The organism is Bacillus sp. F19, from assembly GCA_023823795.1.
In the GTDB taxonomy this organism is placed as follows: domain Bacteria; phylum Bacillota; class Bacilli; order Bacillales; family Bacillaceae; genus Bacillus_P.
The window spans coordinates 3,286,244-3,312,615 of record CP085710.1 but is presented as its reverse complement, the minus strand read 5'-3'; the positions used below and the strand labels follow the sequence as shown (position 1 = coordinate 3,312,615).

The following is a 26,372-nucleotide window of genomic DNA, read 5'->3' as shown; positions in this document are numbered from 1 at the left end:
TTTTTTATATTCCAAACAGTAACCCAAATAAATGCACAAGAAAGAATCCGAAAAAATATAAATATTTACTAAAATTCTATTTTTTATGCACATTACCATTTAGAATATTCTTGCATTTTCTAATATTTCGTTTAATTTGCTGATTTTCAAAAAAATAAACCTCTGTACCTGACCAGACAAAAACCCAACACACAATGCTTAATACTCCTGCAATATAGGCATGATTGCTTGAAAGCTTCAAGAATATCACCCCAACAATAATACCAATCACAAACAAAACAATAGCCTTTTTGACATTTCTAGCATATGTATATTCCTCTTCGTTCAAAAGGTTAGAAAAAGTGTTAAATGTGGCAGTCTTCAATGACTTTTCGTCAAAATCATTCTGACCTGAAAAAAATATTTCTACTTCTTTTCTTTTGCCACTGTGTAGCTTTGACAAAATAAAATCTTCAAGGTCAGAGCTTAGGTGAACATCATCTGAGCTATAATATTTTGAAAACGGAGTATCAGTTTCACCTAAATAGATATTTATACTTAATTCATCTTTCATGTTAACCCTCCTTTAAATCCAATTTACTAGTTGAAAGTCAACCTTTTATCAGTATGGTCAAGATAGTAACAATTCTTACGAAAACAGCGTTTTTATTTGTATTTTGTTACATCTTAGGCACCCAGCTTTTGTTAAATTTTTTAACTGGAAATGCAAACAAATATTCGCTAAACTAAAATTCATAAAGAGGTGGAGCGAATGAAGAAAAAATCACTTTCAGATTTGATAGAAGAATTAAGAACCAATGAAAATATAATTAACTGGCACGAAATCGAACCCCAGGAAGCAAAAACGAAGCCCATACCTGCAAGCGTAGACGAAAGAATTAAAGCTGCGCTGAAAAAAAGAGGAATCGGGGAACTTTACAGCCATCAGTACACAGCCTACGAAACCTTACAAAAAGGTGAAAACATTGTAGCTGTAACCCCTACCGCTTCGGGTAAAACACTTTGCTATAACCTTCCTGTCCTTCAATCCATTGCAAAAAATGACGCGAACCGCGCACTTTACATTTTTCCAACTAAAGCCCTGGCACAAGACCAGAAAAGCGAATTAAACGAGATCATAGAAGAAATGGGGATAGATATTAAAAGCTATACCTACGACGGAGATACTTCCCCGACTATTCGGCAGGTCGTACGTAAGGCTGGGCATATCGTTATTACAAACCCTGATATGTTACATTCGGCCATTCTTCCCCATCATACGAAATGGGTAAGCTTATTCGAGAATCTAAAATACGTCGTTATTGATGAACTGCATACATACCGCGGGGTCTTCGGCAGTCATGTAGCGAATGTAATAAGAAGGCTAAAAAGAATCTGTAAATTTTACGGAAGTAATCCGATCTTTATCTGTACGTCTGCGACGATCGCGAACCCGAAAGAGTTAGCCGAACAGCTTACTGGAAACCCTATGCGCCTGGTAGATGATAACGGGGCGCCCAGGGGAAGAAAGCACTTTGTTTTTTATAACCCGTCGATCGTAAATAAACCTTTAAACATTCGAAAAAGCGCTACAGTAGAAGTAAACAATCTAGCGAAGGAATTTTTAAAGAACAAAATACAGACGATCGTATTCGCTCGAAGTCGGGTACGGGTCGAAATCATTTTAAGTCATATACAGGAACTGGTTAAGGATAAGATCGGCACGAAATCAATAAGAGGTTATCGGGGCGGATACCTTCCCAAGCAGCGCAGAGAAATAGAAAGAGGCTTAAGGGAAGGGGAAATACTTGGGGTAGTAAGTACAAACGCTTTAGAATTAGGCGTAGACATTGGACAGCTGCAGGTCTGCGTTATGACAGGCTACCCTGGCAGCGTTGCTAGTACATGGCAGCAGGCAGGACGGGCTGGGCGTAGGCATGGCGAAGCACTTATACTTATGGTCGCTAGTTCTGCCCCAATAGATCAGTATATCGTTCAAAACCCGGAATACTTTTTCGATCGGTCCCCAGAGTCAGCCAGGATTAACCCAGAAAACTTAATCATTTTAGTAGATCATTTAAAATGTGCAGCTTACGAACTGCCGTTTAATGAAGGGGAAGAATTCGGACCTTTAGAACTTGAAGACATATTAGAATACCTGGTAGAAGAAAGGGTCTTGTATCAAAACGGTAAAAAGTTTTACTGGGCTAATCAGTCTTTTCCAGCTGGAAATATCAGCTTAAGATCGGCTTCACAGGAAAACGTCGTAATAATAGATCAATCGGAAACAGCTAACGTAAAAATCATAGGGGAAATGGACCGTTTTAGTGCTATGACACTTTTACATGACGAAGCGATTTATTTACACGAAGGCGTACAATACCAGGTAGAGAAACTGGACTGGGACCATAAAAAAGCGTACGTAAGGGAAGTAGACGTAGAATACTACACAGACGCGAATCTGGCTGTACAATTAAAGGTTTTAGAAATAGATAAAACGAATATAAGAAATGTTTCTTCAATAAACTATGGCGATGTAACAGTAAATGCTTTACCTACAATCTTTAAAAAGATCAAGTTAACAACGTTCGAAAATATAGGGTCTGGACCGATCTACTTACCAGAAGAAGAACTGCATACCAGCGCTACCTGGTTAGAAATAAAAGAAGTCGACCCGACGCTAGGCGAAAAAACAATGGAACAGCTGCTGCTAGGAATATCCAATGTGCTGCAGCATGTAGTACCTGTACATGTAATGTGTGATCGTAATGATATTCACGTAGTTTCACAAATAAGAGCAGCACATACAGGACTGCCTACGATTTTCATTTACGACCATTACCCAGGCGGGATAGGTTTAGCAGAAGAGGTTTATAAGCGCTTCGACGAAATGAAAGAAGCTGCGAAAAACCTAATAAAGAAATGCCCTTGTAATGACGGCTGCCCTTCGTGTATCGGTAACGAAATAGAGGGGATAAAAGCGAAGGCAAGAAGTATACAGCTGCTAAATCAATTTTAAGGGGTGATACCTTTGTTAAGAGATCGCGGGAATAAAAAATGGCAGGGCTTCTTTATGCCAGAACATATAAAAATGTTAAAAGAAGTGGAACGAGAGGGCTTAAAAGTACCTAGACCACAATTAAGCGAAGACCAGATAGAAGAAATGGAAACGCTGCTGGCCGAAAGCCTTACCGAAAAAACGCTTTTAGAAATCAGCAGCTGGAAAGACGGCTTTTTTAATACCAGGGTAGGGACTGTAGAGAAAGTCGACCCAAAAAAAGAAAATACAAATTATAGATGAACTGGACGCCTTAATAACTATTGACTTCTTTTCCATTACAAAAGTGATTACTATGTAAGGCGTGCAGTCTGGGTAAAGGGGGAAAGGGTACATGGCAACTGTTCACGCAGCATTATTATTAAAATTCGGGGAAAAGTCGCATATGGAAGCCTTGTTAAAGACAGGTAATGTTTTCATGCAGCGGTTAGGTCATTACAAAGATTTAGAAGAAGACGAACTGCAGAAAGAAATAAAAAGGGCAGATAAGTTTGAGGGTATTTTTGAAAGGTACAAAGAAGGAAAAATTACATTTAGAGTAGAGGGCAAAGAAATAAAAAGCAGTTCTAAGGCAATCAATGTAAGACTTAACGAGATAATGGATAGCTTTATTTATTGCATGACCTGGATAAGCATAGAACGAATTAACGACTTCAAAGCGGGAAAAATAGAAAGACTTATTCCGATCGAATTAGAAAAATTCGGTGAATACTGTACAGTTATAACAAACCCCGGTGCTTTTGTTAACAAATTCACAAGTACCTTTGATGTAAAAGCCTTAGACTTCGTAGAATATGTAGACCTGGAAAACACAGAGGGAAGAATCGGACCTTTTAAAAAGGACCTTTCTTTTAAAGAACAGTTAGAATTTAGGTTTATCGTTAATAACGAAGAAGGAAATAAAATATTAATAAAAGACATTGGAAGCTTGGAAGAAGACGCGGCTTTTACCTTTGAAACAAAGGATTTAGAAAAATCGTTAAGCAAAGACCTAGTTGCAACAGTGTTTAACGAAGAAGGAAAAGAAGAAACAATTAATTTTATAGACTTTTTGATAAATCGGTATAATAGTGCTATTTCATGAGTTTGTAAGTATGTTCATTAAAATTAAATTCGATACACATGAAAACATCGGTTCGGGACCCATTCATCTGCCGGAAGAAGAGCTGCATACGAATGCTGCCTGGATCAGTTTATCGGAGGAACTGGCAAAATCGCTTAAAAAAGACAGGCTTGAGGAAGCGCTGCTGGGAATTGCACATGCTCTGAAGCATATTGTCCCGTTAAGCGTGATGTGTGATCCATCCGATATTAGTGTTATTCCGCAAATGAAAGCGACTCATAATGATCTGCCGACCGTATTTCTGTATGACCGTTATCCGGGCGGGGCGGGGCTTTCAAATAAGGTGTTTGAAACAATGGAGATCTTCCTGCAGGAAGCGATGGGGATGATTGCAGGCTGTCCATGCGAATCCGGATGCCCATCGTGCACAGGACTTGAAGGGTCTGATCATCAAAAAAACGATACCCTTCAATTATTAGTTCAGTTAAAAGGAGCAGAGAATCCTTGTCATTAAAAGGAAAGTTAAATCGATTAAAAACACATATGTCGCTTGAAGGCAGTTCAGAAACTGTACAAACAGCCCATTCGGAGGAAATTCCCAACCTTGAAAAGTGGAACGCTCTAGATGCCAAGCCCTTTTGGTTTGATGGAGAGTATTGCATGGTCAGGGAACGCACTTTTCCGCTGGACTATAAACATGGTCTCTATCAAATGGGTGAATTTCATAGAGCCGTTTCTCTTTGGAATGAAAGAAACAGCCTGCATCCATTATCGTCCAAAGACCATGATTCTTTTGAATTATTTTTCTTTGATACAGAAACGACGGGACTCGGGGGAGGTGCAGGCAATACAATCTTTCTGCTTGGGCATGCACAGGTTTTCCATGACAAGGTGGTTGTCAAGCAGCATTTTCTCCCTAAACCGGGAAACGAAGTCGCACTTTATCAAAGCTTTTTAAGCCATGTGAATACAAAGACTCTCGTAACCTATAACGGTAAAGCGTTCGATTGGCCCCAGGTGAAAACAAGGCATACTCTAGTACGCGAACAAGTGCCAAAACTTCCCGCTTTCGGCCACTTTGATCTGTTCCATGCCGCGAGAAGGTTATGGAAATCAAGCTTGGAATCAGTAAAACTCAGCATAGTAGAGAAAGAAATACTGGGTATTGAACGTGAGCATGATGTTCCTGGCTATCTAGCTCCTATGCTTTATTTTACCTTTGTTCAGTCTCAGGATCCTGATCATATCGAGGGTGTAATGATTCATAACGAGATTGATATTCTTTCTTTAATTACTTTGTATACACATCTTTCTTACCGAATCTTGTTCCCGGGTGTCGAAGCAACGGATACAGAACAGTATGAAGTGGCAAGATGGCTGCTGTCTGCAGGAGATCAAGAAACAGCGTTCGACACATTCAGATCTGTAGCAGACCGCAGTGAGGCTAAAGAATTCGAGGCGAAATTCGAAATGGCCATGCATTTGAAAAGGAAAAAACAACTGAAGGAAGCCCTGCCATTATTTCATTCTGTTGCAGAGTGCACGAGCTTGAAACAGAAGGCGAAAGCTGCCGTAGAGCTTGCTAAGTATTATGAACACAAAGAAAAGAACTATGAAAAAGCACTGTCATATGCGACATCTGCTTACTTAACGATTAAAGCAAAAGATCAAACATTAAAAACCGATTCTGAAAAAGAAAAGCTTGCGCTCTTAAAAAGAATGAAGCGATTAGGAAATAAAAGCCGCTGATTATTCCCCGGGGAAGCGCAAAATCAGCGGTTTTTCGCAGAGAATTTGTCGATATTGTGAAATTTTGAAAAGAATAAAATAGGTAATTGTAGAATGGTGTAGATGTGTGTAAAATTAAGGACTGTAAACACTATCTGCCTGGGGTGATCGAAATATGTACAAAGGGATTTTCTACTTGTTTTTCATCGTTTTATTTGCAACAGTTTTTATCTTTTCAAACTTCAAAGACACATTCTATGCTTTCTTGTAAAAAATAGGTTAATGCATCAGTACATGTACACACTTTTCTTCATAGACTATCACTGTAAGACAGATAAGAAATGAAGGAAAGGAGTCAAAAACAAATATGATGCCAAATAATAATATGCCAAATATGGTATCACCAGGTTCAATGGGACCGAATATGCCAAACATGGTTTCACCTAGTATGATGGGACCGAATATGCCGAATATGGTTTCACCTAGTATGATGGGACCGAATATGCCAGCTCCAAGCATGGTGTCACCAAGCATGATGGGACCTATGGGACCTGCTAAAGTGTGTCCGCCGATTGTCTATCCGACAAAATGCTGTGTTCAGCACACATTTTCTACAACAGTCGTTCCGCACATTCATCCTACTCACACTACTGTAGTCAACCATCAGAACTTTCAGCATAAACATTATTTCCCTCAAACACAATCTGCGGTAAATCAGGCTTCAAATCAACAATTCAACTGCGGCGGCGGTCCAAGACCACCATTTAGTCCTTACGGCCGTTAACCTCGGATAGTAGGAGCTGATGCTAGATATCAGCTCCTATTCCTTTTTAAGGGAGACGATACATAGATGAAAGTAATAACAGTTTCAGGCTACAAGCCATTTGAGCTGGGTATTTTTAAAAAAGATGATCCTGCCATTCTGTATATTAAAAAGGCAATAGAAAAATCATTGAGGCCGCTGATTGAAGACGGATTAGAATGGGTATTGATTAGCGGACAGCTGGGTGTTGAACTATGGGCCGCAGAGGTTGTCTTTGATTTACAGTTAGAGTATGATGAATTAAAGCTGGGTGTGCTTACACCTTTTCTGGATCAGGAAGAGAAGTGGAATGAAGACAATAAAGAATATTATGAATTCATTCTGTCTCAAGCTGATTTTGTTGATAGTATTACAAAACGAAAATACGAAAATCCAAACCAGTTTTGCTTAAAAAATGAGTTTTTTGTTTCAAAGAGTCAAGGTTTGCTTCTTGTTTATGATGAAGAAAACCAGGGTTCTCCAAAATTTTTGCTGGAGACGGTCAAAAAGAAGTCTGAAGCTATCGAATATTCATTAATGATAATTTCTTTTTCAGATCTGCAAATGATTGTAGAAGAAGAGCAGAGTAAATCGGATGGATTTTGGTCAAGTTAGCGAAGAGAAATTGACAATTGCAATCAAGATGTGAAAAAATATGTAAAGATGATTTCAGTGTGACGAGGTGAAAGAGATGCTTTCTGATAAAATAAAATTAACGGCTAAAGAAATTTTAGAAAAAGAATTTAAACAGGGTATGCGCGGTTATAAGCAGGAAGACGTTGATAAATTTTTGGACTTTGTGATTAAAGATTATGAAACGTTTCATCAGGAAATTGAGGAGCTGCAGCAGGAAAATCTTCGTTTGACAAAGCAGCTTGAAGATTCTTTTAATCGCAAACAGGCTCAGCCAGTACAAACAAATACGACGAATTTTGATATTCTGAAACGTTTATCTAACTTAGAGAAACACGTTTTCGGCAGCAAGCTTTACGACTGATTCCATTTATTTACACTTGCATTACTCTCTTAAATTATCTATACTAATATTTGCTCTTAAAAAATAATAACGTTCAGGTAATCGCTGCAGTCTTTAGGGCTGTAGAGGAAAGTCCATGCTCGCACGGTGCTGAGATGCCCGTAGTGTTCGTGCCTAGCGAAGTCATAAGCTAGGGCAGCCAAGACTTTGGCTGACGGCAGGGAACAAGCCTAAGTCCCATCCGGGATATGGCTCTAATACCTTGAAAGTGCCACAGTGACGTAGTCTTTCGGGAAACTGAAAGAGTGGAACGCGGTAAACCCCGCGAGCGAGAAACCCAAATATAGGTAGGGGCACCTTCTCTTAGGAATTGAACAAGGAGAAGGCCGGAAGCGACACGCTTCTGTAGATAGATGATTACCACCGGAGTACGAGGTGATACCGGCCGTTTGCAGTACAAAGGGACAAAACATGGCTTACAGAACGTTATTACAGGTTACTATAAATGCGAAACAGGCTCTCTTCACTTAGATGAGAGCTTTTCATTTACATAAAAATTCGGTTGAACAAGCTAACGGACGTTTGCGATAACTGTCAGATATATTACAAAAAAGAAGGTGATTTTCATGGAAAAAGTCACATTAATTGCTACAGCAGCAATGGGCCTTGAAGCACTTGTTGCAAAGGAAGTGCGTGATCTTGGCTATGAGTGCACAACAGAAAACGGAAAAGTTACATTTCAGGCAGAAGCTAAAGACATACCGCGTGTGAATTTGTGGCTGCGCACAGCAGACCGTGTCAAATTAAAAGTAGGAGAATTCAAAGCCTATTCGTTTGACGAGCTTTTTGAAAAAACAAAAGCATTAAACTGGGGAGATATCATTCCTGCGCAGGCTGAATTTCCTGTCACAGGAAAATCAGTGAAATCAAAGCTGTTCAGCGTATCTGATTGCCAAAGGATCGTGAAAAAAGCAATCGCCGAAAAACTCAAAAGCCATCATAATATCGCATCTGATTGGTATGAGGAATCAGGTCCACTTTATAAAGTGGAGATTGCTCTTTTAAAAGATGTAGCAACACTGACCATTGACACAAGCGGTGCAGGACTTCATAAAAGAGGCTTCAGGCTTGATCAGGGCGGAGCTCCATTAAAAGAAACATTGGCAGCAGCACTTGTTATGCTGACGAACTGGACGCCGGACCGGCCATTTGCAGATCTTTTTTGCGGTTCAGGCACGATTCCTATTGAAGCAGCATTAATTGGACAGAACATTGCTCCGGGTTTTAATCGGGAATTTGTTTCCGAACAATGGAACTGGATTGATAAGCAGCACTGGAACAATGCAAGACTAGAAGCAGAAGACCTGGCCAACTACGATGTTCCTCTTGATATCGCAGGCTATGACATCGATCACAGAATGATCCGGATCGCTGAGGAAAATGCGGATGAAGCTGGTCTTGGCGGCATTATTCAGTTCAAACAAATGCAGGTAAGCGACTTCACGACCAGAAAAGAATACGGCGTCATCGTCGGCAATCCGCCGTATGGCGAACGTCTGGGCGAAAAAGAAGAAGTGGAACAAATGTATAAGGATTTAGGACGGGCTCTGGCTCCTCATGATACATGGTCGATTTATATGCTGACTTCTCATAAAGGATTTGAGCAATATTACGGCAGACAAGCTACAAAAAAACGAAAACTTTTTAACGGATTTATCGAAACAGATTATTATCAATTTTGGGGGAAACGCCCTCCGCGTGATAAGAAACAGGTATAGATTGATCCTCCCTTGAATACACTAGAATCAGTATTGATAAATTTCAAGGGGTGGTCTTTTTGCACGTAAACGAAGACTTTAACTTAATATCGAAGGCATTGTCGTCTTCCTATTTATCGCTCATAGAAAATGGCCAGGACGCAGCAGCCCATGCATCGTTAAATAATGCCCGCGCTGATTTTTTAAAAGCTGTTGCCCACGCCTCTGCTATTGATCAGAAGGTACTGATTGATACACTTTATGAGCGTTAAGAGATAGGCTTTCTCATGATGAAAGCCTATCTTTTTTAGTGCGCAAAGGCAGCATGTGCTAAAAAAACAATTTTTATTCTTGCGTTTATCCATAGGCATGAAATCTTGACTATGAGTGCGTTAAGTGAAATAATGTCCTTTCGAGTATAAAAGAATGTGGGGGATCTGATACATGCCGACGTCACGTCTGCCTTTTGCCGTATCAAAGAATGAAACCTTCTATGAAGGATTAAATAACTGGATCGGTGATGTTTTTTATGATATTTTGCCTGAAAAAGGCTTTGAACTTAGAGATGAACAAATATTTATGGCGTTTCAGCTTGAACGCGCATTTCGCGAAAAAAACGTCATGTTTGCTGAAGCAGGAGTAGGAACGGGCAAAACCCTTGTTTATTTGCTTTATGCTATAAGCTATGCAAGATATACGGGGAAACCAGCTATCATTGCATGTGCTGATGAAACACTGATTGAACAGCTTGTTAAAAATGAGGGCGATATTGCTAAGCTCCGCAAGCATTTAGACTTAAATATCGATGTGCGTCTTGGGAAATCACAGGATCAGTATCTATGTCTTAAGAAACTGGATCAAACCATTCAGCGTACTGGTGATGATCTTTATCTGGATTTATTTGAATCATTGCCGTCCTTCGTTCATGAAAAAGCGGGTATGCAATCATTCAGCCATTATGGCGACAGAAAAGAATACCCTCATTTAACAGATGATGAATGGAACGCTGTGAATTATGACCCGTTTCAGGATTGTTTATCATGCGATCAAAGACATCGCTGCGGCCTAACTCTTTCACGCGATCATTACAGAAAAGCTGCTGATCTGATTGTCTGCTCACATGATTTTTACATGGAGCATATTTGGACATTTGATTCCAGAAAACGCGAAGGCCAGATGCCGCTTCTTCCAGAGCACAGTTCTGTCGTTTTTGACGAAGGCCATCTATTAGAATATGCAGCGCAAAAAGCTTTAACCTATAGAGTGAAAAGCAGCACACTTGCTGTTCTTCTGGAAAGACTTCTTCAAAACGATATCCGCGAGGAATTCGCTCATTTAGTGGAAGATACACTTGTAGTTAATGAAGAGTTTTTCGACAGCCTGCTGGATGCATCTGAAGAAGTTCCAGGCTCGCACCGTTCAAAAATTTTCATGAACGATACCTTAAAGAAGCAGGGCATTCATCTGCACCGGCTGCTGGCTGAAATCGGGGAAGCACTCGTATTCGAAAGCGAAATGTACACCATTGATTCCTACGAGCTGAAAATTGTTGAAGAATACTTGGATTCTATGGAATTCTCCATTTCTCTCTTTAATAAGCAGAGTGGGGCCATTCACTGGATTGAAAGCGGAGAGCAGGATTTTTCGCTCATTATTATGCCGCGGACCGTTGAAGAAGTGCTGAGAGAAAAAGTATTTTCACAGAAAAAACCATATATCTTCTCATCTGCCACTCTGTCTAATAATAAGTCATTTGATTTTATTGCCGGAAGTCTTGGCATTAAAGATTACTTGTCTCTCACGGTGGAGTCGCCATTTGATTATGAAGAAAATATGAAAATAAAACTTCACGATCTATCAGCTTCACAAGATCTTAATAAAATGAAGTGTGTTCAGACACTGGAAAATGTTAAAAAGACCGGCGGCCGTGCACTGATCCTGTTCAGTGCGATGAACGAACTCGAAGTCTTTAAACAATATATAAGTGAACAGAACACTGAATACTCATTCCTATTTGAAGGAGATCAGGAAATCAGCCAGCTCGTATCTGAGTTCCAAAATGACGAAACGTCCATTTTGTGTGCTGTGCATTTATGGGAAGGACTCGACATCCCAGGTGCATCACTGTCAAATGTGATTATCTGGTCACTCCCGTTTCCTCCAACAGACCCTGTCTTTGAATCTAAACGGAGCAGCACGGCAAAACCATTTGCTGATGTAGACATGCCTTACATGATTCTAAGACTGAAGCAGGGCATAGGACGCCTGATCAGAACAAGCACAGATCAGGGGGGAATTTCGATTTACCTATCAAGTGAACGTGATGTAAAAGTATTGGATCAGGTGAAAGCAATATTGCCGGTTGAGCCTGAATTAGTCTAAAAGCGAAGGAATTCCTTCGCTTTTTTTTTGTGCTATTGGAATTGAAACTGGGTTTTTTATGTTTAGAGAGAGCATACTTATCAGTCTGGTTTGAACAGTCGGTTCTGCTTTTCTTATTGTCTAGCTCCACCTCCTAGCCCCTCGGCCAGAACAAATTCCCTCAGGAAAGTCAAACCCGGACTTTTCGGGTGAATTCTTATCTGTCTGCCCGAGTCAGAACAGTCGGCTCCGCTTTTCTTAAAACAGACTATCCAGTCGATAAAAATGATTGACAAAAGCCTTTCTCATCATTTAATCTGAAAATGTTAGAAAATTATTACTATTTATTTACATAAAAAATCAAGGGGTGAGCAGATTGTCCATTCAATCCATTGAAAAAGAATTTTTAGAGTATCTTCAAAAAATGAAAAGTTATAATGAAGCCATTTCTCTCATGTTTTGGGATCTTAGAACAGGGGCGCCTAAGAAAGCTGTTGAGCAGCGGTCTCAGGCAATTGGTGTCCTGTCTACAGAAGTTTTTCAAATGGCGACCTCTGATCAGATGAGATCATATATTGATCAAGTTTTACAGGCGAAAGATGAAGTTTCAGAAATTGCGTATAAAGCAGCGCTGGAGTGCGAGAAAGAATACAAGCTAAGTAAAGTGATTCCGCAGGATGAATTTAAGGAATATGTGATCCTTAAATCAAAAGCAGAATCGGTATGGGAGGAAGCAAAAGATAAATCTGATTTCAGCTTGTTTGCACCATACTTAAAAAAGCTTGTTGAAACAAACAAAAAGTTTCTTGAATATTGGGGTTATAAAGAAAACAAATATGATACTTTCTTAGATCAATATGAGCCTGGTGTAACGGTAGAAGTGCTTGACCGTGTATTTGGAGAGCTAAGAGAACACATTGTACCGCTCGTTAAGAGTATTACGGAATCTCCTAATCAGCCTGAAACGAGTTTTTTATATGAGCCGATCTCAAAAGAAAAACAGCGTCAAATCTCTGAATTTTTCTTAAAAGAGCTTGGCTATGATTTTGAAGCGGGGCGTTTGGATGAAACCGTGCATCCATTTGCAATCAGCTTAAACCGCGGGGACGTTAGGGTTACAACGAAGTATGCAGAGAAGGATTTCCGCACCGCGTTATTTGGCACCATTCATGAGTGCGGGCATGCCATTTATGAGCAGAATATTTCTGAAAAACTTGAAGGCACGCTGCTGTGTGATGGAACTTCAATGGGAATACATGAATCACAATCTCTCTTCTATGAAAAATTTATCGGGAAAAATCCCGGCTTCTGGAAACGCTACTATGAATCTTTAAAACAGCATGCAGCAGGTCAATTTGATGATGTCTCTTTAGAGGATTTTTATAGAGGCGTAAATGAATCTAAACCATCACTGATTCGAATTGAAGCGGATGAGCTGACATATCCGCTTCATATCATGATCCGCTATGAAATTGAAAAAGGTCTATTCAATAATGAAATTGAAGTTGAGGATCTTCCGCGTATATGGAATGAGAAATATGAGGAATACTTAGGGGTAACACCTTCAAATGACGGAGAAGGCGTTCTGCAGGATGTTCACTGGTCTGGCGGCATGTTCGGCTATTTCCCTTCGTATGCATTGGGGTATATGTATGCAGCCCAGTTTAAGAATGCGATGCAAAAAGACCTCCCGAATTTTGATGAGATTGTTGAAAATGGAGAATTCGGCACGATTAAAAACTGGCTGACTGAAAACATTCATCAATATGGAAAAATGAAACAGCCGCTTGAAATCCTTCAGGATGTCACAGGTGAAGGCCTGAATGCTAAATATTTGATTGAGCATCTTGAAACGAAATATGCAAAGCTTTACCAATTAGAGGCTGCAAAATAAATCATTGAGACCGCACATTATAGAGGTGCGGTCTTTCTATTAAAGGAGAGAATTGGATGAATCAGCAAAAAGTGAGGCCGTTTCTTATGTTTACAGGAAAAGCAGAAGAGGCGATGAATAATTATGTATCTATTTTTGAAGGATCAGAAATTAACAGCATCCATCATCATGAAAACGGATCTGTTCTGCATGCTTTATTCAAATTAAAAGGGCAGGAAATCATGTGTATCGATAGCATCGTCCAGCATGATTTTTCTTTTACACCGGCAATTTCCTTATTTGTTGTTTGTGACAGTGAAGCTGAGATTGAAGATGCCTTTGAAAAACTATTAAAAGGAGGCAGCATATTAATGCCGCTGGCAGCCTCTCCAGTCAGCGAGAAGTTTGGATGGGTACAAGATCAATATGGTGTTTCCTGGCAGCTGAATTATTCAAAATCATAAATCGATCATAACGCACTAAATCATCTTTTAATTTGTTTGAAAAAACGAATAATTAAAAACTTTTATGTGCTATTATTCGTTTTTTCTCCGTAAAAGTACTTCACATACTATAAAATCCTTGTTATAATGCAACTAATCAAATAAACGAGCACTCATATAATCGCAGGGATATGGCCTGCAAGTTTCTACCGGATGACCGTAAATCATCTGACTATGGGTGAGCAGTGTTGTTTTTATACGAAAAGGTTCCTTATTGGGAATTCCTTTTTTTTCCGGATATAGCGGCATTGTCTCACTCTATGTGAGGCAATGCCGTTTTTTGTTTTAAGGAAAAGAAAATTAGCGCATTGATGTCTTGCTCTATCGCCCAACTCCTTGGCCAGAACAAATCCGTCAAAAAAGTCAAACCCGGACTTTTCTGACGGATTCTTATCTGTCTTTCGGAGCTAAACGGGCGCTTGCGCTTTTCTTAATATTTGGAGGGATTATAAACATGAAGCTATTGCAGGATAAAATTAATATTGAAGGAAAAGTTCTTTCAAACCAAGTATTGAAAGTGGATTCCTTTTTGAACCATCAGATTGATGCATTCTTGATGAAAGAAGTTGGGAAAGAATTTGCAGATCGATTTAAAAACGACGGCATTACAAAAATCGTGACAATTGAATCTTCTGGAATAGCACCATCTGTTATGGCTGCACTTGAGCTGAACGTTCCGGTCGTATTTGCCCGCAAAAGAAAGTCACTGACGCTTACAGATCAGCTTTTAACAGCATCTGTTTACTCTTTTACCAAACAAGAAGAAAATACAATCGCTGTATCAGGCGAGCATCTGACTTCCGAAGACCGTGTTTTAGTCATTGATGATTTCCTTGCAAATGGCCAGGCTGCACTTGGTCTTGCAAAAATAGTAGAACAAGCAGGTGCCACGCTTGCAGGAATCGGAATTGTAATTGAGAAATCCTTTCAAGAAGGCGGAAAAATTCTTCGCGAGAAAGGATTCCGCGTCGAATCACTTGCAAGAATAAAATCACTCGAAAATCATGAAGTTCAATTTCTTGAAGAAACGGAGGAGGCAGCGGTATGAATAACGGTGCTTTCAAGGTTTTTTCATTAGGGATTCAGCATGTTCTGGCGATGTATGCAGGTGCCATCATCGTGCCGCTTATCGTAGGGGGAGCACTGGGACTTACAGCAGAACAGCTTACCTACCTTGTGTCGATTGATATTTTCATGTGCGGACTGGCTACGCTTCTTCAAGTATGGAAGAATAAATTCTTTGGAATTGGTTTGCCGGTCGTACTCGGATGTACGTTTACAGCTGTTGGACCAATGATAGCGATTGGAACGGAGTACGGCATATCTTCTATCTATGGAGCGATTCTTGCTTCTGGACTTTTTGTCATATTAATTTCAACTGTTTTTGGCAAGCTCGCGAAATTTTTTCCGCCTGTCGTAACAGGATCGGTTGTAACGATTATTGGGATCACTCTTATTCCTGTTGCCATGAACAATATGGCAGGAGGGCAGGGATCACCTGATTTTGGTTCTATTTCAAATATAGGGCTTGCATTTGGTGTATTGCTTTTTATCATTCTCCTGTATCGTTTTTTCACAGGATTTATTCGCTCAATTTCCATTTTGATCGGCCTTCTTGCGGGAACAGCAGCAGCTGCCTTTATGGGAAAAGTAGATATTCAGCCAGTGTATGAAGCAAGCTGGTTTCAAGTTGGAAAACCGTTTTACTTTGGAACGCCTACGTTTGAAATTGCACCAATATTAACCATGATTTTAGTTGCAATTGTCAGTATGGTTGAATCAACCGGTGTCTATTATGCTTTAGGGGATCTTACAAAGCAGAAAATAACAAAAGAGGATCTTGCTAAAGGATATCGCGCAGAGGGTATTGCCTATTTATTAGGAGGCATATTTAACGCCTTTCCATACACAGCCTACTCTCAAAATGTCGGATTAATTTCCCTTTCAGGTGTTAAATCTAAAAATGTCATTTACACAGCAGCCGGTATGTTGATGGTTCTGGGTTTGGTTCCAAAGATTGCGGCATTTACGACAATCATTCCTGAAGCCGTACTTGGCGGGGCAATGGTTGCCATGTTTGGAATGGTTATTGCCTATGGAATCAAGATGCTCAGTCAAGTGGAATTTGCTTCACAGGAAAATCTGCTGATTATTGCCTGCTCTGTTGGAATGGGTCTTGGGGTTACAGCTGTGCCGGATATGTTTGCAAATCTTCCTGAATCCATTAAAATTTTGACGAATAATGGGATTGTAGCTGGAAGTTTAACAGCCATTCTATTAAATATTCTTTTCAACGTTGTGCGAAAAGAAAAGAACAGCGGAATCGCTGCATTTAATGAAAAACATGCTTCCTAAGAGACTGGCCCTCACGATAAAGTGTGAGGGTTTTTTTATTTATAAACCGAGCTGTATTCTTGGTATTTTTAACGCAGTCATGTTACCATTCCCCTATCAACTTACGGGAAATGCAGAGGAAATGACCTATTCGGTTTTCTTAAATCAAATTGAGATCAAACCCTATTTTTTAAAAGAAGAGCTTGCCGAAAACGGCGCACAGAGAGTAACAATGGACTTTAAAGTTCACTCTGAAAACTATTATGACATTACGACACTATTATATAATCAGACATTTTATGTGGATATTCCTGATAGAAATCTTTCTTTTAAAGGAACCATCACTAATTACACGGCATCGCTAACAAATTTATATGAAAAAGATGCAACAGGTGACTTTCATCTCGAGCTGCTGGAGATTTCATGAAAAAAAGCCCTAAAAATGATTTTTAGGGCTCTCTTATTCTATTAATACATACTAAGTGCTTTTTTAGTCATAGGCCCGACAATTCCATCAACACCAAGCTTTTTGCTCTTTTGGAATGATCTGACCGCTTTATCAGTATTGTTTCCAAAAACTCCATCAATGCCCTTTGTATTAAAGCCTTTCGATGTCAACAGCTGCTGAAGCTGCTTTACTTCGCTGCCCCGGCTGCCTTTTTTTAGATTTTGGCCGGAAGATGCAGCAGGTTTAGAAGAGACTGCTTTGCTTCCGCTGACTTTGTAGCCATTTGAAAGCGCAATTGAATCGAATGTTTTGCCTGAAGTGGTGATAATAACAGGTGTGTTCATTTTCACCTGGCTGTAAAGCCATTCAACTTCTTTGTCATACATTCGGATGCATCCATCACTGATGTATTGTCCGATTGAACTTGGATTGTTATTGCCGTGAATAGCATAAGTAGTGCCCCAAGTTCCTCTGGCATTGATTCCAAGCCAGCGGTTGCCCAGCGGATTGCGGGGATCTCCTCCTGGAATGCCTTTTTTGTAATAAGGTCTGTTGACAATTTTGCTGACAATTTTAAACTTTCCTTCCGGGGTGTAGGAAGGCTGCCTGCCTGTAGCTACTCTGAATACGCTTTTTAATTTGCTGTTTTGATAGTAGGCAAGCTGATTTTTTGATTTGTTGATGATGATAAAATCATTTCCAGCTGCATAACTTTTGCTGATTCCCGCGCCAAAAAACATGATCAGCGCCAAGGTGAAAATAACCAGTATTTTTTTCATGTGCATCCCCTTTGATGTAATAGTAAAAAGCAATTACTACATCATATGAGAATATCCCCTATATATTTCCAAATATTGAAAAATAATCTCCGGAGGTCAATTCAATGAAAAAGTGGGCTTTTGTATCAGATTTTGACGGAACCATCTCCAAAAAAGATTTTTATCATCATGTCATAGAAAATTACTATCCAGAGGGTGAGGATCTTTATAAAGAATGGAAGGCTGGACAGATGCTTGATATTGATTTTTTAAGCCATATTTTTACCTCAATCCATGAAGAGGAAGAGCAACTGATAAAATCAATTCTGACTATGCCTATGGATGAGCATATTGGACAATTTATCAAGCTTGTTCAAAAAAACGGAGGAGATTTTTTCATTTTAAGTGCAGGTACGGATTACTACATCCGGCATATTTTGGATCAAATTGGAGCTGAAGATGTAGAAGTTTTTTCGAATGATGGATATTACCACAGCAGGAATATCCATTTGAAAATTGACAAAGGAGACTGGAAATATTCAGAGCGGTACGGTATTGATAAATCAAAAGTGATTTTAAAGCTTAAGGAAAAATACGAAACTGTATACTTCTTCGGAGACAGCGAACCAGACTCTCACCCAGCTGCTTATGCGAATGTAACCTTTGCCAAGGACGCGCTGTGCGGGCTGTTAGAAGAGAAGGGAATTCAGTATATTGGCGTAAACAATTTTAAAGATGTTGAAGGATATTTGCGCCAATCTGGCAGACTTATTCTTTGAAAAAATGAGAATCAAGCTGTATAATGTGTTACTTCTTAGGTCCCTGAGATATACTAAACCGAAGGAGCTGAACATCATGATTACTAAAGAGGTAAAAACAGTATTTACAGCTAAGAACGGCGAACAAGTCACTTTGCGTCCGATAAGAGAAGAGGATGCTGAAGATATTATTGAAGCCGTAAAAAGCATTATTGATTCCGGAACGTACATACAAAAAGAACGGCCGAGGTCTATTCAGGAAGAAGTAGACTTTATTTGCAATATGAGAGAAAAAAACAACCTTTATTTAGGTGTTGAACTAAAAGGGAAAATTGTCGGCATTGCAAGAGTCATCCGCGGGGAGCTGGAGATGAAAAAGCATACAGGACTTTTCCGGACGTGGCTTTCAGATTCTGCTCAAGGACTTGGCATTGGCAAAGAACTGATGAGTGCTGCGCTTGAGTGGTGCAAATCAAACAATCTCCATAAACTGTGCTTAACCGTTTTTGCATCAAACGAGATTGCACTGAAGCTGTATCAAAAATATGGATTTATGATTGAAGGAACTCAGCGTGATCAAGCAATTCTAAACGGAAAGTTTGATGACGAAATTCATATGGCCTATTTTTTTAAGTCTTAGGAAAGGATAAAAATGTGTGCAATTTATGTGCAGCCCAGCACCTCAGCCAGAACGATTCCAACAAAAAAGTAAAAACCGGACTTTCTGGGTGAGGTCTGACCAGTCGGTTCCGCTTTTCTTGTTGACATACATTAATTCCCATTCAATCTTTTCTTTTCAAACAGGATTTTAAGGTTATAATAAAAGAGCACAACAACAACTCCTTTAAAACGTTGCTTTTCCCATTTATCGGGAAGAGCTTTTTTTTTGTTCACCTGAAAGTCCTACATAAAATGCATCAAAAATGGAAAGAGTACCCTTATTAGGTGGAAAATGGGGTGTGTTTATGGCATATATCTTGTCGGTAGGTAAAAGTATTCCGCCGAATCAAATGCCGCAGGATGCGACCGTTGAATTCGCAAAGGAACTATTTGAAGGAACCTTTAAAGACATAAATAGACTGCTGCCTGCTTTTAAAAATGGAGACATTGAAAGCAGGCAATTCGTAAAAGACATGGACTGGTATGCTTCTAATCATTCTTTTGAAGATAAAAATAATACGTATATTGAAGCAGCGGTTGCACTTGGAACCGATGCGATCGTCAACTGTTTAACAGCAAAACAATTTTTAAAGAGAGACATTGGCTGCGAAGAAATTGATGCGATATTCTTTATTTCAAGCACAGGCATTTCGACTCCAAGCATTGATGCTAAAATAATGAATCAATTGCCTTTTAAGGATTCAACAAAAAGGGTTCCTATCTGGGGTCTTGGCTGCGCAGGAGGAGCATCGGGTCTGTCCAGAGCTCATGACTACTGCAAAGCCTATCCGCATGCTAAAGTGATTGTCGTTTGTGTGGAACTGTGCAGCCTGACTTTTCAGCATGATGATTTATCTAAAAGCAACTTCATTGGCACATCTTTGTTTGCAGATGGTGTAGCCTGTACGCTGCTTGCGGGAGAAGGAATTCAGATAGAAGAGCTTTCTTCACTTAAAACAGTCCCTAAAACGCTCTCTACACGATCAACCTTTATGAAGGATTCTGAAGATGTGATGGGATGGGATATTAAAAATAACGGATTTTACGTCATCTTCTCAAGAGATATTCCGAGCATTATTAAAAACTGGCTAAAACAGACGGTTGCAGAATACCTGCAAGAAGAAAACATTTCGCTTCAGCAAATTAAGCACTTTCTAGCACATCCTGGCGGGAAGAAAGTGCTTCAAGCCTATCAATCAAGCCTTGGGTTTGCTGAGGAACAGCTGCAGATCTCCAAAAACGTCCTGAAAAATCATGGAAACATGTCATCTGCTACAGTTATGTATGTAATAGAGGAATCCTTAATCAGCAGGATTGCTGAGGAGTCTGATTTAGGCATAATTGCAGCCCTCGGGCCAGGATTTTGTTCTGAGCTTTTACTAGTAGAATGGGAGAAAGCTATATGATTTTTTATCTCTTTCTCATCATTATCATTGTTCAAAGAGTCTCTGAATTATTTATTGCCAAGAGAAACGAAACACACATGAAAAGCATGGGGGGAGAAGAGCACGGCGGTGAGCATTATCCGCTGATTGTAGCGGTTCATCTGCTGTTTCTGCTCTCATTCACACTAGAGGTAATGATCTTTAATAAAGAAATTTCACCGCTTTGGATGATGATCCTGCCGATTATTTTAATCACTCAGGTGATCAGGTACTGGGCGGTATTCAGTTTAGGGCCGTTTTGGAATACAAAGATCATTATCGTCCCGGGACTTGAAGTCGTTGCAAAAGGTCCATACAGATTTATGAGGCATCCAAATTATTTAGTTGTGGCCGTTGAAATTCTATTTCTTCCAATATTATTCCAAGCTTACGCAACTGCCATCCTTTTTACGGTTCTTAATGCAGCGATATTGTCCATCCGGATCCCTGCGGAAGAAAATGCACTGATGAAGCATACAGATTATAAGAAGTCATTTATAAATAAAAGAAGGTTTATTCCGGGGAAAGAAGAGACTTGATGACTCTAGAGGGACTTAACTGTTGAACAGTCGGTTTGCATTTTGTGTTGAAAATAATTTTCATTCATGCTACACTGATTTTAAGAATCATTCTCAGCGAAAAGGTTGTGTGAGACAATGACAATGTTATTTCTATTAGGAACCGTCTTAGCCTACAGCTCGTTAATTGGTTACATACTTAAAAAAGTAAATACTGCTTCTTAAATACATTTGCTGCCTCTTTGGCAGTTTTTTATGTTGAATTATCCCTATACTTTGAACGCCCGTGGTATGCCAAAATCGAAGTCTTGAGCGAAGAATAGGCTCCAACTGCTGCACTGCCGTAAAAAAAACCCATAAAGATTCCTGAAGATAAGTGATGCGGATGACTGATGAAAATAGAGATTCCCATTCCCAGGAATCCGGCAAGAGCCGGAACGTATTTGCCGGGAATATGGAAAGAAAGTTTTAAAATTTGAGTAAGAATCAAAACTGCCGGTACGGCCGCTATTGCATCCCAAACATTTGTGTGAATCACAGGAAATTCGGTCATTTTTTTCATCCTTATTTCTCTTTTTTATATAGTATTGAACTCTGGTTGTTTTCTATTAGAAATCATTTGATGTAAAATCTGGATAAAGGCATTCAAAGGGAGGAAATGACTTGAATACGATACATATCCTTTATCATCAGCTTATCGAAGCTTGGAATAACCGCAATGCACGTGAAATGGCCGATCTTTTTGCAGAAGAAGGAGAAATGATTGGGTTTGACGGCAGCCTGGCAATAGGCCGCAGCGATATTTACGGGCATCTCAGCCCTATTTTTGAAAGTCATCCAACCGCCCCCTTTATAACTAAAGTGAAAAATGTGCAGCTCCTCAATTCAGAAGCAGCCATTTTGCGCGCCATTGCAGGAATAGTTCCGCCTGGGCAAACAGATTTAAATCCGGATGTTAATACTCATCAAACGCTGGTTGCAGTAAAAAGAGAAGATAAATGGCTCATTCAGCTTTTTCAGAATACACCTGCAAAGTTTCACGGCAGACCAGAGCTGACTGAGCAAATGACAAAAGAGTTAAGTCAGCAGCTTAAATAAAATAGCCGAAAAAAACGACTGCCGTACAGTACGGCAGTCGCTTTTTTAAATAGGATAGAAAAAAAGATAAAATATGTGCGATGTTTAAGATTGAGATTCATTTGCCATTCAAATCAATTGACAAAGAATAAAATATTCGATATTATTATCTCGAATTAAAGATATTCAATTTAGAGATTCGTAAATTATTGTTTTAATTTATATCTTTCAAACAATAATAAAATGTCTCTAATTTTAAACAAGGAAAGGTGAAATGACAAAATGGCAAAAGTTTTATACATCACTGCACACCCGCACGATGACACGGCTTCATTCAGCATGGAAGCAGGAAAAGCATTCTTGGATACTTACAAAGAAGTAAATTCAAATGACGAGGTCGTTCATATCGATCTATATAAAGAGAACATTCCCCATTTAGATGCAGACGTATTCAGCGGCTGGGGAAAACTTCAGACTGGCAAAGGTTTTGAAGAACTTTCTGCAGAAGAAAAAGCAAAAGTAGGACGTTTGTCTGAGCTTAGCGAACAATTTGTTTCAGCTGACAAATATGTATTCGTTACACCTCTATGGAATTTCTCATTCCCTCCGGTTATGAAAGCATACCTTGACTCAGTAGCTGTAGCAGGTAAAACATTTAAATACACAGAGCAGGGACCTGTTGGTTTATTAACAGATAAAAAAGCTCTTCACATCCAGGCTCGCGGCGGCATCTATTCAACTGGACCAGCTGCTGAAATGGAAATGGGCCACCGTCACCTTGGCATTATGATGAATTTCTTCGGAGTTCCATCATTTGATGGCTTATTTATTGAAGGTCATGCAGCAATGCCTGATAAAGCACAAGAAATCAAAGAAAATGGTATTGCACGCGCTAAAGACTTGGCTCATTCGTTCTAAAAATGGAGATCTCCTATTGGGGATCTTTTTTATTGGAATAGGAAATGACCTATATGCGGCAAGGGGAAAAACGAACTAATTAAGGTTGTTTGAAATTCTGACTTGCTGTTTCATCAACTAAGTTCTCCTTAAATCAGAAACTTTTTCCATTAAAGTCCTCTCAGAAGGGCTTTTTTATATTAGAATGATAAGATGAACGAATAAGGAGATTGGAAACTTCTATGAATGGAACTTCACACATGGCAATAGGAGCCGGTACAGGATTTATTATTGCAAACTCAGCAGGGGCTGACTTTCAGTCGACTTTACTGTTATCAGGACTTGGCGGTTTGACTGCGTTAATGCCTGATTTTGATATTGACGGGAAATTGAGCAACAAAATAACGTTTTCTCATCAATTTTTCCGGATAGTCGCACAGATTGTCGGTTTTTTGATGATTATGTACAGCTTTTTTCAAGGAAGCGGCAATGAAATTTGGATAGGTATGGGGGCTGGAACAGCTATTATCGTTCTCTCAGCATTTATAAGGCAAAGGCATATGCTGACAATGACTGGAATCGGCGTTGCAGCAGGCGGAGTTTTTCTTCAGGAACCATGGATCATATTGCTTGGAGCATTTATTGTTATTGCTTCCTTCGTGCCCCATCGAAGCTACACGCATTCTCTTTTAGGCCTTGCTTTTTTTGCAGTTATTGCCTTTCAATTTGAGCAGGCAATCGGGATGGATGATGCTTTTATAGTGAGCACAGCGGGATATGCCAGTCATTTGATTGCAGATATGAAGGTTCTTCCATTTAATAGAAGAGGGGTTAAATACTTTTTGCCGTTTACATCAAAAGAGTTTTAGAACCTTTGAAGACTTTGTGAATAAAAGTGCAAACTATTTGAATACATCAAAAAAGTTCGATACAATGAAATTAAGAAAAATGGAGACCTTAAAAAAGGCCTCTATTTTTTTGCCCAAATGTGAAGGAGGAATAGGTTTGAATTGCAGAGAAAGTGAATTGCCCGGAATCGGCAGAAAGTTTGAAGTGATTACAAAAACAAATGATAAAATTGTCATCGTGATTCATGATGATGGAAGAAGAGAAATTTATCATTTTGATGCGGATGATCATGAGGAAAGTATTTCAAGTGTTACATTTAATGATTCTGAAGCAAGGCAAGTTGCAGCCATTTTAGGCGGCATGGTTTACAAGCCAAAAGCATTGGAGTCCATTGAAATAGCTCTTGATGACCTTGTGATTGAATGGTTCAAAGTAGAGCCGGGTGCTCCTGCTGTGAATAAATCCATTTTAGACATTGATATTCGAAACGAGTACGGTGTAACCGTCATTGCTATCATGAAAAAAAATCAGAAAAAAGTATTGAATCCAGGACCGGAAACGATGATCGAAGCTGGTGACACTTTAGTTATTTCAGGAGAAAGAAAGGATTTGAAAGCGCTAATTAAAAATTTATTATCTTCTTAAGGGGGAATATGTATAGATGGATCATTTAGTATTTGAAGTAGGAAAGCATTAGTTTTAGTAGCAATAGCAGCCCTTTTAGCAGGGAAATTTAAGTTCTCCATTATTCCATTCCTCATTGTCCTTGGAATGCTTGTAGGTCCTCACGCTCCTAAGATTGGAGTCATTGATTTAACCTTCATTGAGAGTGCGGATATAATCGAATTTATGGGACGCATGGGTGTTCTATTTCTCCTTTTTTACCTCGGACTCGAGTTTTCTATCGGAAAATTGATCAAATCAGGGAAGTCCATCGTGATGGGCGGTTCAATCTATATTTTAATAAACTTTACTGTAGGGCTGCTTTTTGCCTTCCTTGCTGGATTTCCTCTGCTTGAAATCTTGATTATTGCAGGCATCATCACAATTTCTTCCAGTGCCATTGTCGCTAAAGTATTGGTTGATTTAAGAAGAACCGGTAATACCGAGACCGAACTCATTTTGGGAATTATCATGTTCGAGGATATCTTTTTAGCTGTATATTTATCTGTCGTATCAGGCCTCGTTCTTGGAGATGCAACTTCAATAGGCGGTGCTTTAACCTCCATTCTAATAGCCCTCGGGTACATGCTTTTGTTTTTCATTGTTGCCCGAAAAGCAACTCCAATCTTAAATAAACTTTTAAATATTTCTTCAGATGAAATCTTTATCATCGTCGTATTTGCCTCCCTGTTCTTTATAGCCGGTTTTTCAGAAACAATCCATGTTGCTGAAGCAATTGGCGCGCTATTATTAGGTCTAGTGTTTTCAGAAACAGACCACAGCGACCGCATTGAACATTTAGTTGTTCCATTTCGTGATTTTTTCGGGGCACTCTTTTTCTTCAGCTTCGGACTAAGCATTGATCCATTTTTACTTGGAGGAGCTGTATGGCTTGCTCTGGGCGCTGTTGTACTGACGATTATCGGCAATATCACAGCGGGTATGATCGCAGGCAGAAGAGCCGGGTTATCTCATAAAGGTTCACTAAACATCGGACTGACCATCGTCTCACGGGGAGAGTTTTCGATCATTATGGCTAACTTAGGAATAGCAGGGGGTCTAATGCCGATTCTAAAACCATTCTCAGCTCTCTATGTGCTGATTTTAGCGATCCTTGGCCCATTGTTAACGAAAGAGTCAAAAGCCATCTATCATTTCCTGAATAAAATCTTCAAATGGAAAGTTACGAAAAAAGCTGAGCCTAAAATGAAACAGCCGGAAAATTAAGTGAACCCTGAAAACGTTCTAACTTATAGAGCGTTTTTTTTATATTGCAAAAACAATAAATGGTATAATTTATGAATATTCATTTAAATTAAAGGGGAAAGAAAGATGGATTCAGTGATTGACTACTATACCGGTTTTGCTGAAAGAGAATGGGCAAGGCTAGACCGTGAACCGCTGGAATATATAATCAATTACCGATACATAAAACAATACTTCCTGAAAAAGCACATATTCTTGATAAGGGAGCAGGCAATGGCAAGTATTAAATGGCGCTTGCTGCAGAGGGGTATAAGGTCACGCTGTATCAACGGCGGTTGGTGCAGCCCTGAACGAAAACACCTGAACCCTATGGAAAGAAAAAGGAAACCAGGAATTTAATAACCTTATTGAACTTCTTATTGAAACCGCAAAGGAACCCTCTTTGCTTGGCATTTCCTCTCATTTGCTGTATATAGGGAAAAAAGGATTATAAAAAACCAGACTCTTTCAGTCCGGGCTTCTTTTATTCTACCTATGAAGCAAAAGCAGTCAGCAGTACTGCTATCCGGTTAACAAGTCAGTGAAGCAGAATCCTGAAAAAAGACTGGATTGTATCAAGTGGAAGAAGACGTTATTCAATATATAGATGGATGCACTATTAGAAAATGCAAAAAAGGTGA

Annotated in this window: 28 protein-coding genes, 1 other RNA gene, 2 pseudogenes and 1 riboswitch; of the genes and pseudogenes, 28 read left to right on the top strand and 3 right to left on the bottom strand. The window is 39.5% G+C overall.

Annotation, left to right across the window (positions count from 1 at the left end):
- Positions 1 to 76: 76 nt before the first annotated feature.
- Positions 77 to 553 carry a hypothetical protein gene (locus tag LIT25_16905; GenBank protein ID USK32271.1) on the bottom strand — a complete coding sequence of 159 codons (477 nt, stop codon included), beginning with the start codon at positions 551 to 553 and terminating at the stop codon, positions 77 to 79.
- A gap of 198 nt (positions 554 to 751) precedes the next feature.
- Between LIT25_16905 and LIT25_16900 the strand changes: the two genes are divergently transcribed.
- The 18 genes and pseudogenes from LIT25_16900 to LIT25_16815 all read left to right on the top strand — a co-directional run bounded on the left by LIT25_16900 (position 752) and on the right by LIT25_16815 (position 16,861).
- Positions 752 to 2,998, top strand: a complete 2,247-nt coding sequence (locus LIT25_16900) for a DEAD/DEAH box helicase (protein USK32270.1) — start codon at positions 752 to 754, stop codon at positions 2,996 to 2,998.
- Between the two features lie 12 nt (positions 2,999 to 3,010).
- Entirely contained in the window at positions 3,011 to 3,280 is a 270-nt protein-coding gene (locus tag LIT25_16895) for a YolD-like family protein (protein ID USK32269.1), read from the top strand.
- A 91-nt stretch (positions 3,281 to 3,371) separates the two neighbouring features.
- The gene (locus LIT25_16890) at positions 3,372 to 4,121 is read left to right on the top strand and encodes a hypothetical protein (protein ID USK32268.1); all 750 of its coding nucleotides are present in this window, start codon (positions 3,372 to 3,374) and stop codon (positions 4,119 to 4,121) included.
- Positions 4,122 to 4,128: 7 nt separating this feature from the next.
- Positions 4,129 to 4,614 (top strand): annotated as a pseudogene (locus tag LIT25_16885) (DUF1998 domain-containing protein).
- Complete coding sequence (locus LIT25_16880; protein USK32267.1) at positions 4,605 to 5,849, top strand: ribonuclease H-like domain-containing protein; 1,245 nt, start codon at positions 4,605 to 4,607, stop codon at positions 5,847 to 5,849. Before LIT25_16885 ends, LIT25_16880 begins: the two are co-directional and overlap by 10 nt.
- A gap of 154 nt (positions 5,850 to 6,003) precedes the next feature.
- The gene (locus LIT25_16875; GenBank protein ID USK32266.1) at positions 6,004 to 6,099 is read left to right on the top strand and encodes a hypothetical protein; all 96 of its coding nucleotides are present in this window, start codon (positions 6,004 to 6,006) and stop codon (positions 6,097 to 6,099) included.
- A 273-nt stretch (positions 6,100 to 6,372) separates the two neighbouring features.
- Positions 6,373 to 6,612, top strand: a complete 240-nt coding sequence (locus LIT25_16870; GenBank protein ID USK36317.1) for a spore coat protein — start codon at positions 6,373 to 6,375, stop codon at positions 6,610 to 6,612.
- A gap of 66 nt (positions 6,613 to 6,678) precedes the next feature.
- On the top strand, positions 6,679 to 7,245 hold the full coding sequence (locus tag LIT25_16865) for a DUF1273 domain-containing protein (GenBank protein USK32265.1): 567 nt from the start codon (positions 6,679 to 6,681) through the stop codon (positions 7,243 to 7,245).
- A 76-nt stretch (positions 7,246 to 7,321) separates the two neighbouring features.
- A complete protein-coding gene (gene gpsB / locus LIT25_16860; protein USK32264.1) occupies positions 7,322 to 7,627 on the top strand; it encodes a cell division regulator GpsB in 306 nt (101 codons plus the stop codon).
- A gap of 69 nt (positions 7,628 to 7,696) precedes the next feature.
- Positions 7,697 to 8,090: RNase P RNA component class B (rnpB, locus tag LIT25_16855), an RNA gene on the top strand.
- 142 nt (positions 8,091 to 8,232) lie between these two features.
- Positions 8,233 to 9,384 carry a class I SAM-dependent RNA methyltransferase gene (locus LIT25_16850; GenBank protein USK32263.1) on the top strand — a complete coding sequence of 384 codons (1,152 nt, stop codon included), beginning with the start codon at positions 8,233 to 8,235 and terminating at the stop codon, positions 9,382 to 9,384.
- A 59-nt stretch (positions 9,385 to 9,443) separates the two neighbouring features.
- A complete protein-coding gene (locus LIT25_16845; GenBank protein USK32262.1) occupies positions 9,444 to 9,635 on the top strand; it encodes a hypothetical protein in 192 nt (63 codons plus the stop codon).
- Between the two features lie 172 nt (positions 9,636 to 9,807).
- The gene (locus tag LIT25_16840; protein ID USK32261.1) at positions 9,808 to 11,745 is read left to right on the top strand and encodes an ATP-dependent DNA helicase; all 1,938 of its coding nucleotides are present in this window, start codon (positions 9,808 to 9,810) and stop codon (positions 11,743 to 11,745) included.
- 355 nt (positions 11,746 to 12,100) lie between these two features.
- Complete coding sequence (locus LIT25_16835; protein ID USK32260.1) at positions 12,101 to 13,618, top strand: carboxypeptidase M32; 1,518 nt, start codon at positions 12,101 to 12,103, stop codon at positions 13,616 to 13,618.
- 56 nt (positions 13,619 to 13,674) lie between these two features.
- Entirely contained in the window at positions 13,675 to 14,061 is a 387-nt protein-coding gene (locus LIT25_16830; GenBank protein ID USK32259.1) for a VOC family protein, read from the top strand.
- A gap of 132 nt (positions 14,062 to 14,193) precedes the next feature.
- Positions 14,194 to 14,295: riboswitch (purine riboswitch) on the top strand.
- 259 nt (positions 14,296 to 14,554) lie between these two features.
- Complete coding sequence (locus LIT25_16825; GenBank protein ID USK32258.1) at positions 14,555 to 15,148, top strand: xanthine phosphoribosyltransferase; 594 nt, start codon at positions 14,555 to 14,557, stop codon at positions 15,146 to 15,148.
- A complete protein-coding gene (locus LIT25_16820) occupies positions 15,145 to 16,455 on the top strand; it encodes a purine permease (protein ID USK32257.1) in 1,311 nt (436 codons plus the stop codon). The genes LIT25_16825 and LIT25_16820 overlap by 4 nt, the downstream gene beginning before the upstream one ends.
- A gap of 121 nt (positions 16,456 to 16,576) precedes the next feature.
- The gene (locus tag LIT25_16815) at positions 16,577 to 16,861 is read left to right on the top strand and encodes a YkvR family protein (GenBank protein ID USK32256.1); all 285 of its coding nucleotides are present in this window, start codon (positions 16,577 to 16,579) and stop codon (positions 16,859 to 16,861) included.
- 41 nt (positions 16,862 to 16,902) lie between these two features.
- Here LIT25_16815 and LIT25_16810 read toward each other — a convergent pair whose 3' ends face one another.
- The gene (locus tag LIT25_16810) at positions 16,903 to 17,661 is read right to left on the bottom strand and encodes a L,D-transpeptidase family protein (protein ID USK32255.1); all 759 of its coding nucleotides are present in this window, start codon (positions 17,659 to 17,661) and stop codon (positions 16,903 to 16,905) included.
- A gap of 104 nt (positions 17,662 to 17,765) precedes the next feature.
- On the opposite strand from LIT25_16810, the gene LIT25_16805 reads away from it, so the two are divergent.
- From LIT25_16805 to LIT25_16790, 4 genes are all read left to right on the top strand, one after another.
- Positions 17,766 to 18,419 carry an MtnX-like HAD-IB family phosphatase gene (locus LIT25_16805; protein ID USK32254.1) on the top strand — a complete coding sequence of 218 codons (654 nt, stop codon included), beginning with the start codon at positions 17,766 to 17,768 and terminating at the stop codon, positions 18,417 to 18,419.
- 76 nt (positions 18,420 to 18,495) lie between these two features.
- Entirely contained in the window at positions 18,496 to 19,038 is a 543-nt protein-coding gene (locus LIT25_16800; protein ID USK32253.1) for a GNAT family N-acetyltransferase, read from the top strand.
- Positions 19,039 to 19,363: 325 nt separating this feature from the next.
- On the top strand, positions 19,364 to 20,464 hold the full coding sequence (locus LIT25_16795) for a type III polyketide synthase (protein USK32252.1): 1,101 nt from the start codon (positions 19,364 to 19,366) through the stop codon (positions 20,462 to 20,464).
- Entirely contained in the window at positions 20,464 to 21,021 is a 558-nt protein-coding gene (locus tag LIT25_16790) for a hypothetical protein (protein USK36316.1), read from the top strand. The genes LIT25_16795 and LIT25_16790 overlap by 1 nt, the downstream gene beginning before the upstream one ends.
- A gap of 232 nt (positions 21,022 to 21,253) precedes the next feature.
- Here LIT25_16790 and LIT25_16785 read toward each other — a convergent pair whose 3' ends face one another.
- Positions 21,254 to 21,553 carry a phage holin family protein gene (locus LIT25_16785; protein USK36315.1) on the bottom strand — a complete coding sequence of 100 codons (300 nt, stop codon included), beginning with the start codon at positions 21,551 to 21,553 and terminating at the stop codon, positions 21,254 to 21,256.
- Between the two features lie 110 nt (positions 21,554 to 21,663).
- On the opposite strand from LIT25_16785, the gene LIT25_16780 reads away from it, so the two are divergent.
- The 6 genes and pseudogenes from LIT25_16780 (at position 21,664) to LIT25_16755 (ending at position 26,091) form a co-directional block, all read left to right on the top strand.
- Positions 21,664 to 22,098 (top strand): SgcJ/EcaC family oxidoreductase, encoded by a 435-nt coding sequence (locus tag LIT25_16780; protein ID USK32251.1) that lies wholly within the window; start codon positions 21,664 to 21,666, stop codon positions 22,096 to 22,098.
- Positions 22,099 to 22,359: 261 nt separating this feature from the next.
- Positions 22,360 to 22,995, top strand: coding sequence for an FMN-dependent NADH-azoreductase (locus LIT25_16775; protein ID USK32250.1), 636 nt, complete (start codon positions 22,360 to 22,362; stop codon positions 22,993 to 22,995).
- Positions 22,996 to 23,216: 221 nt separating this feature from the next.
- Entirely contained in the window at positions 23,217 to 23,843 is a 627-nt protein-coding gene (locus LIT25_16770) for a metal-dependent hydrolase (protein USK32249.1), read from the top strand.
- Between the two features lie 136 nt (positions 23,844 to 23,979).
- Complete coding sequence (locus tag LIT25_16765) at positions 23,980 to 24,468, top strand: cation:proton antiporter regulatory subunit (protein USK32248.1); 489 nt, start codon at positions 23,980 to 23,982, stop codon at positions 24,466 to 24,468.
- Between the two features lie 16 nt (positions 24,469 to 24,484).
- A pseudogene (locus LIT25_16760) lies at positions 24,485 to 25,713 on the top strand (cation:proton antiporter).
- 105 nt (positions 25,714 to 25,818) lie between these two features.
- Positions 25,819 to 26,091 carry a hypothetical protein gene (locus tag LIT25_16755; GenBank protein USK32247.1) on the top strand — a complete coding sequence of 91 codons (273 nt, stop codon included), beginning with the start codon at positions 25,819 to 25,821 and terminating at the stop codon, positions 26,089 to 26,091.
- Positions 26,092 to 26,372: the final 281 nt, after the last annotated feature.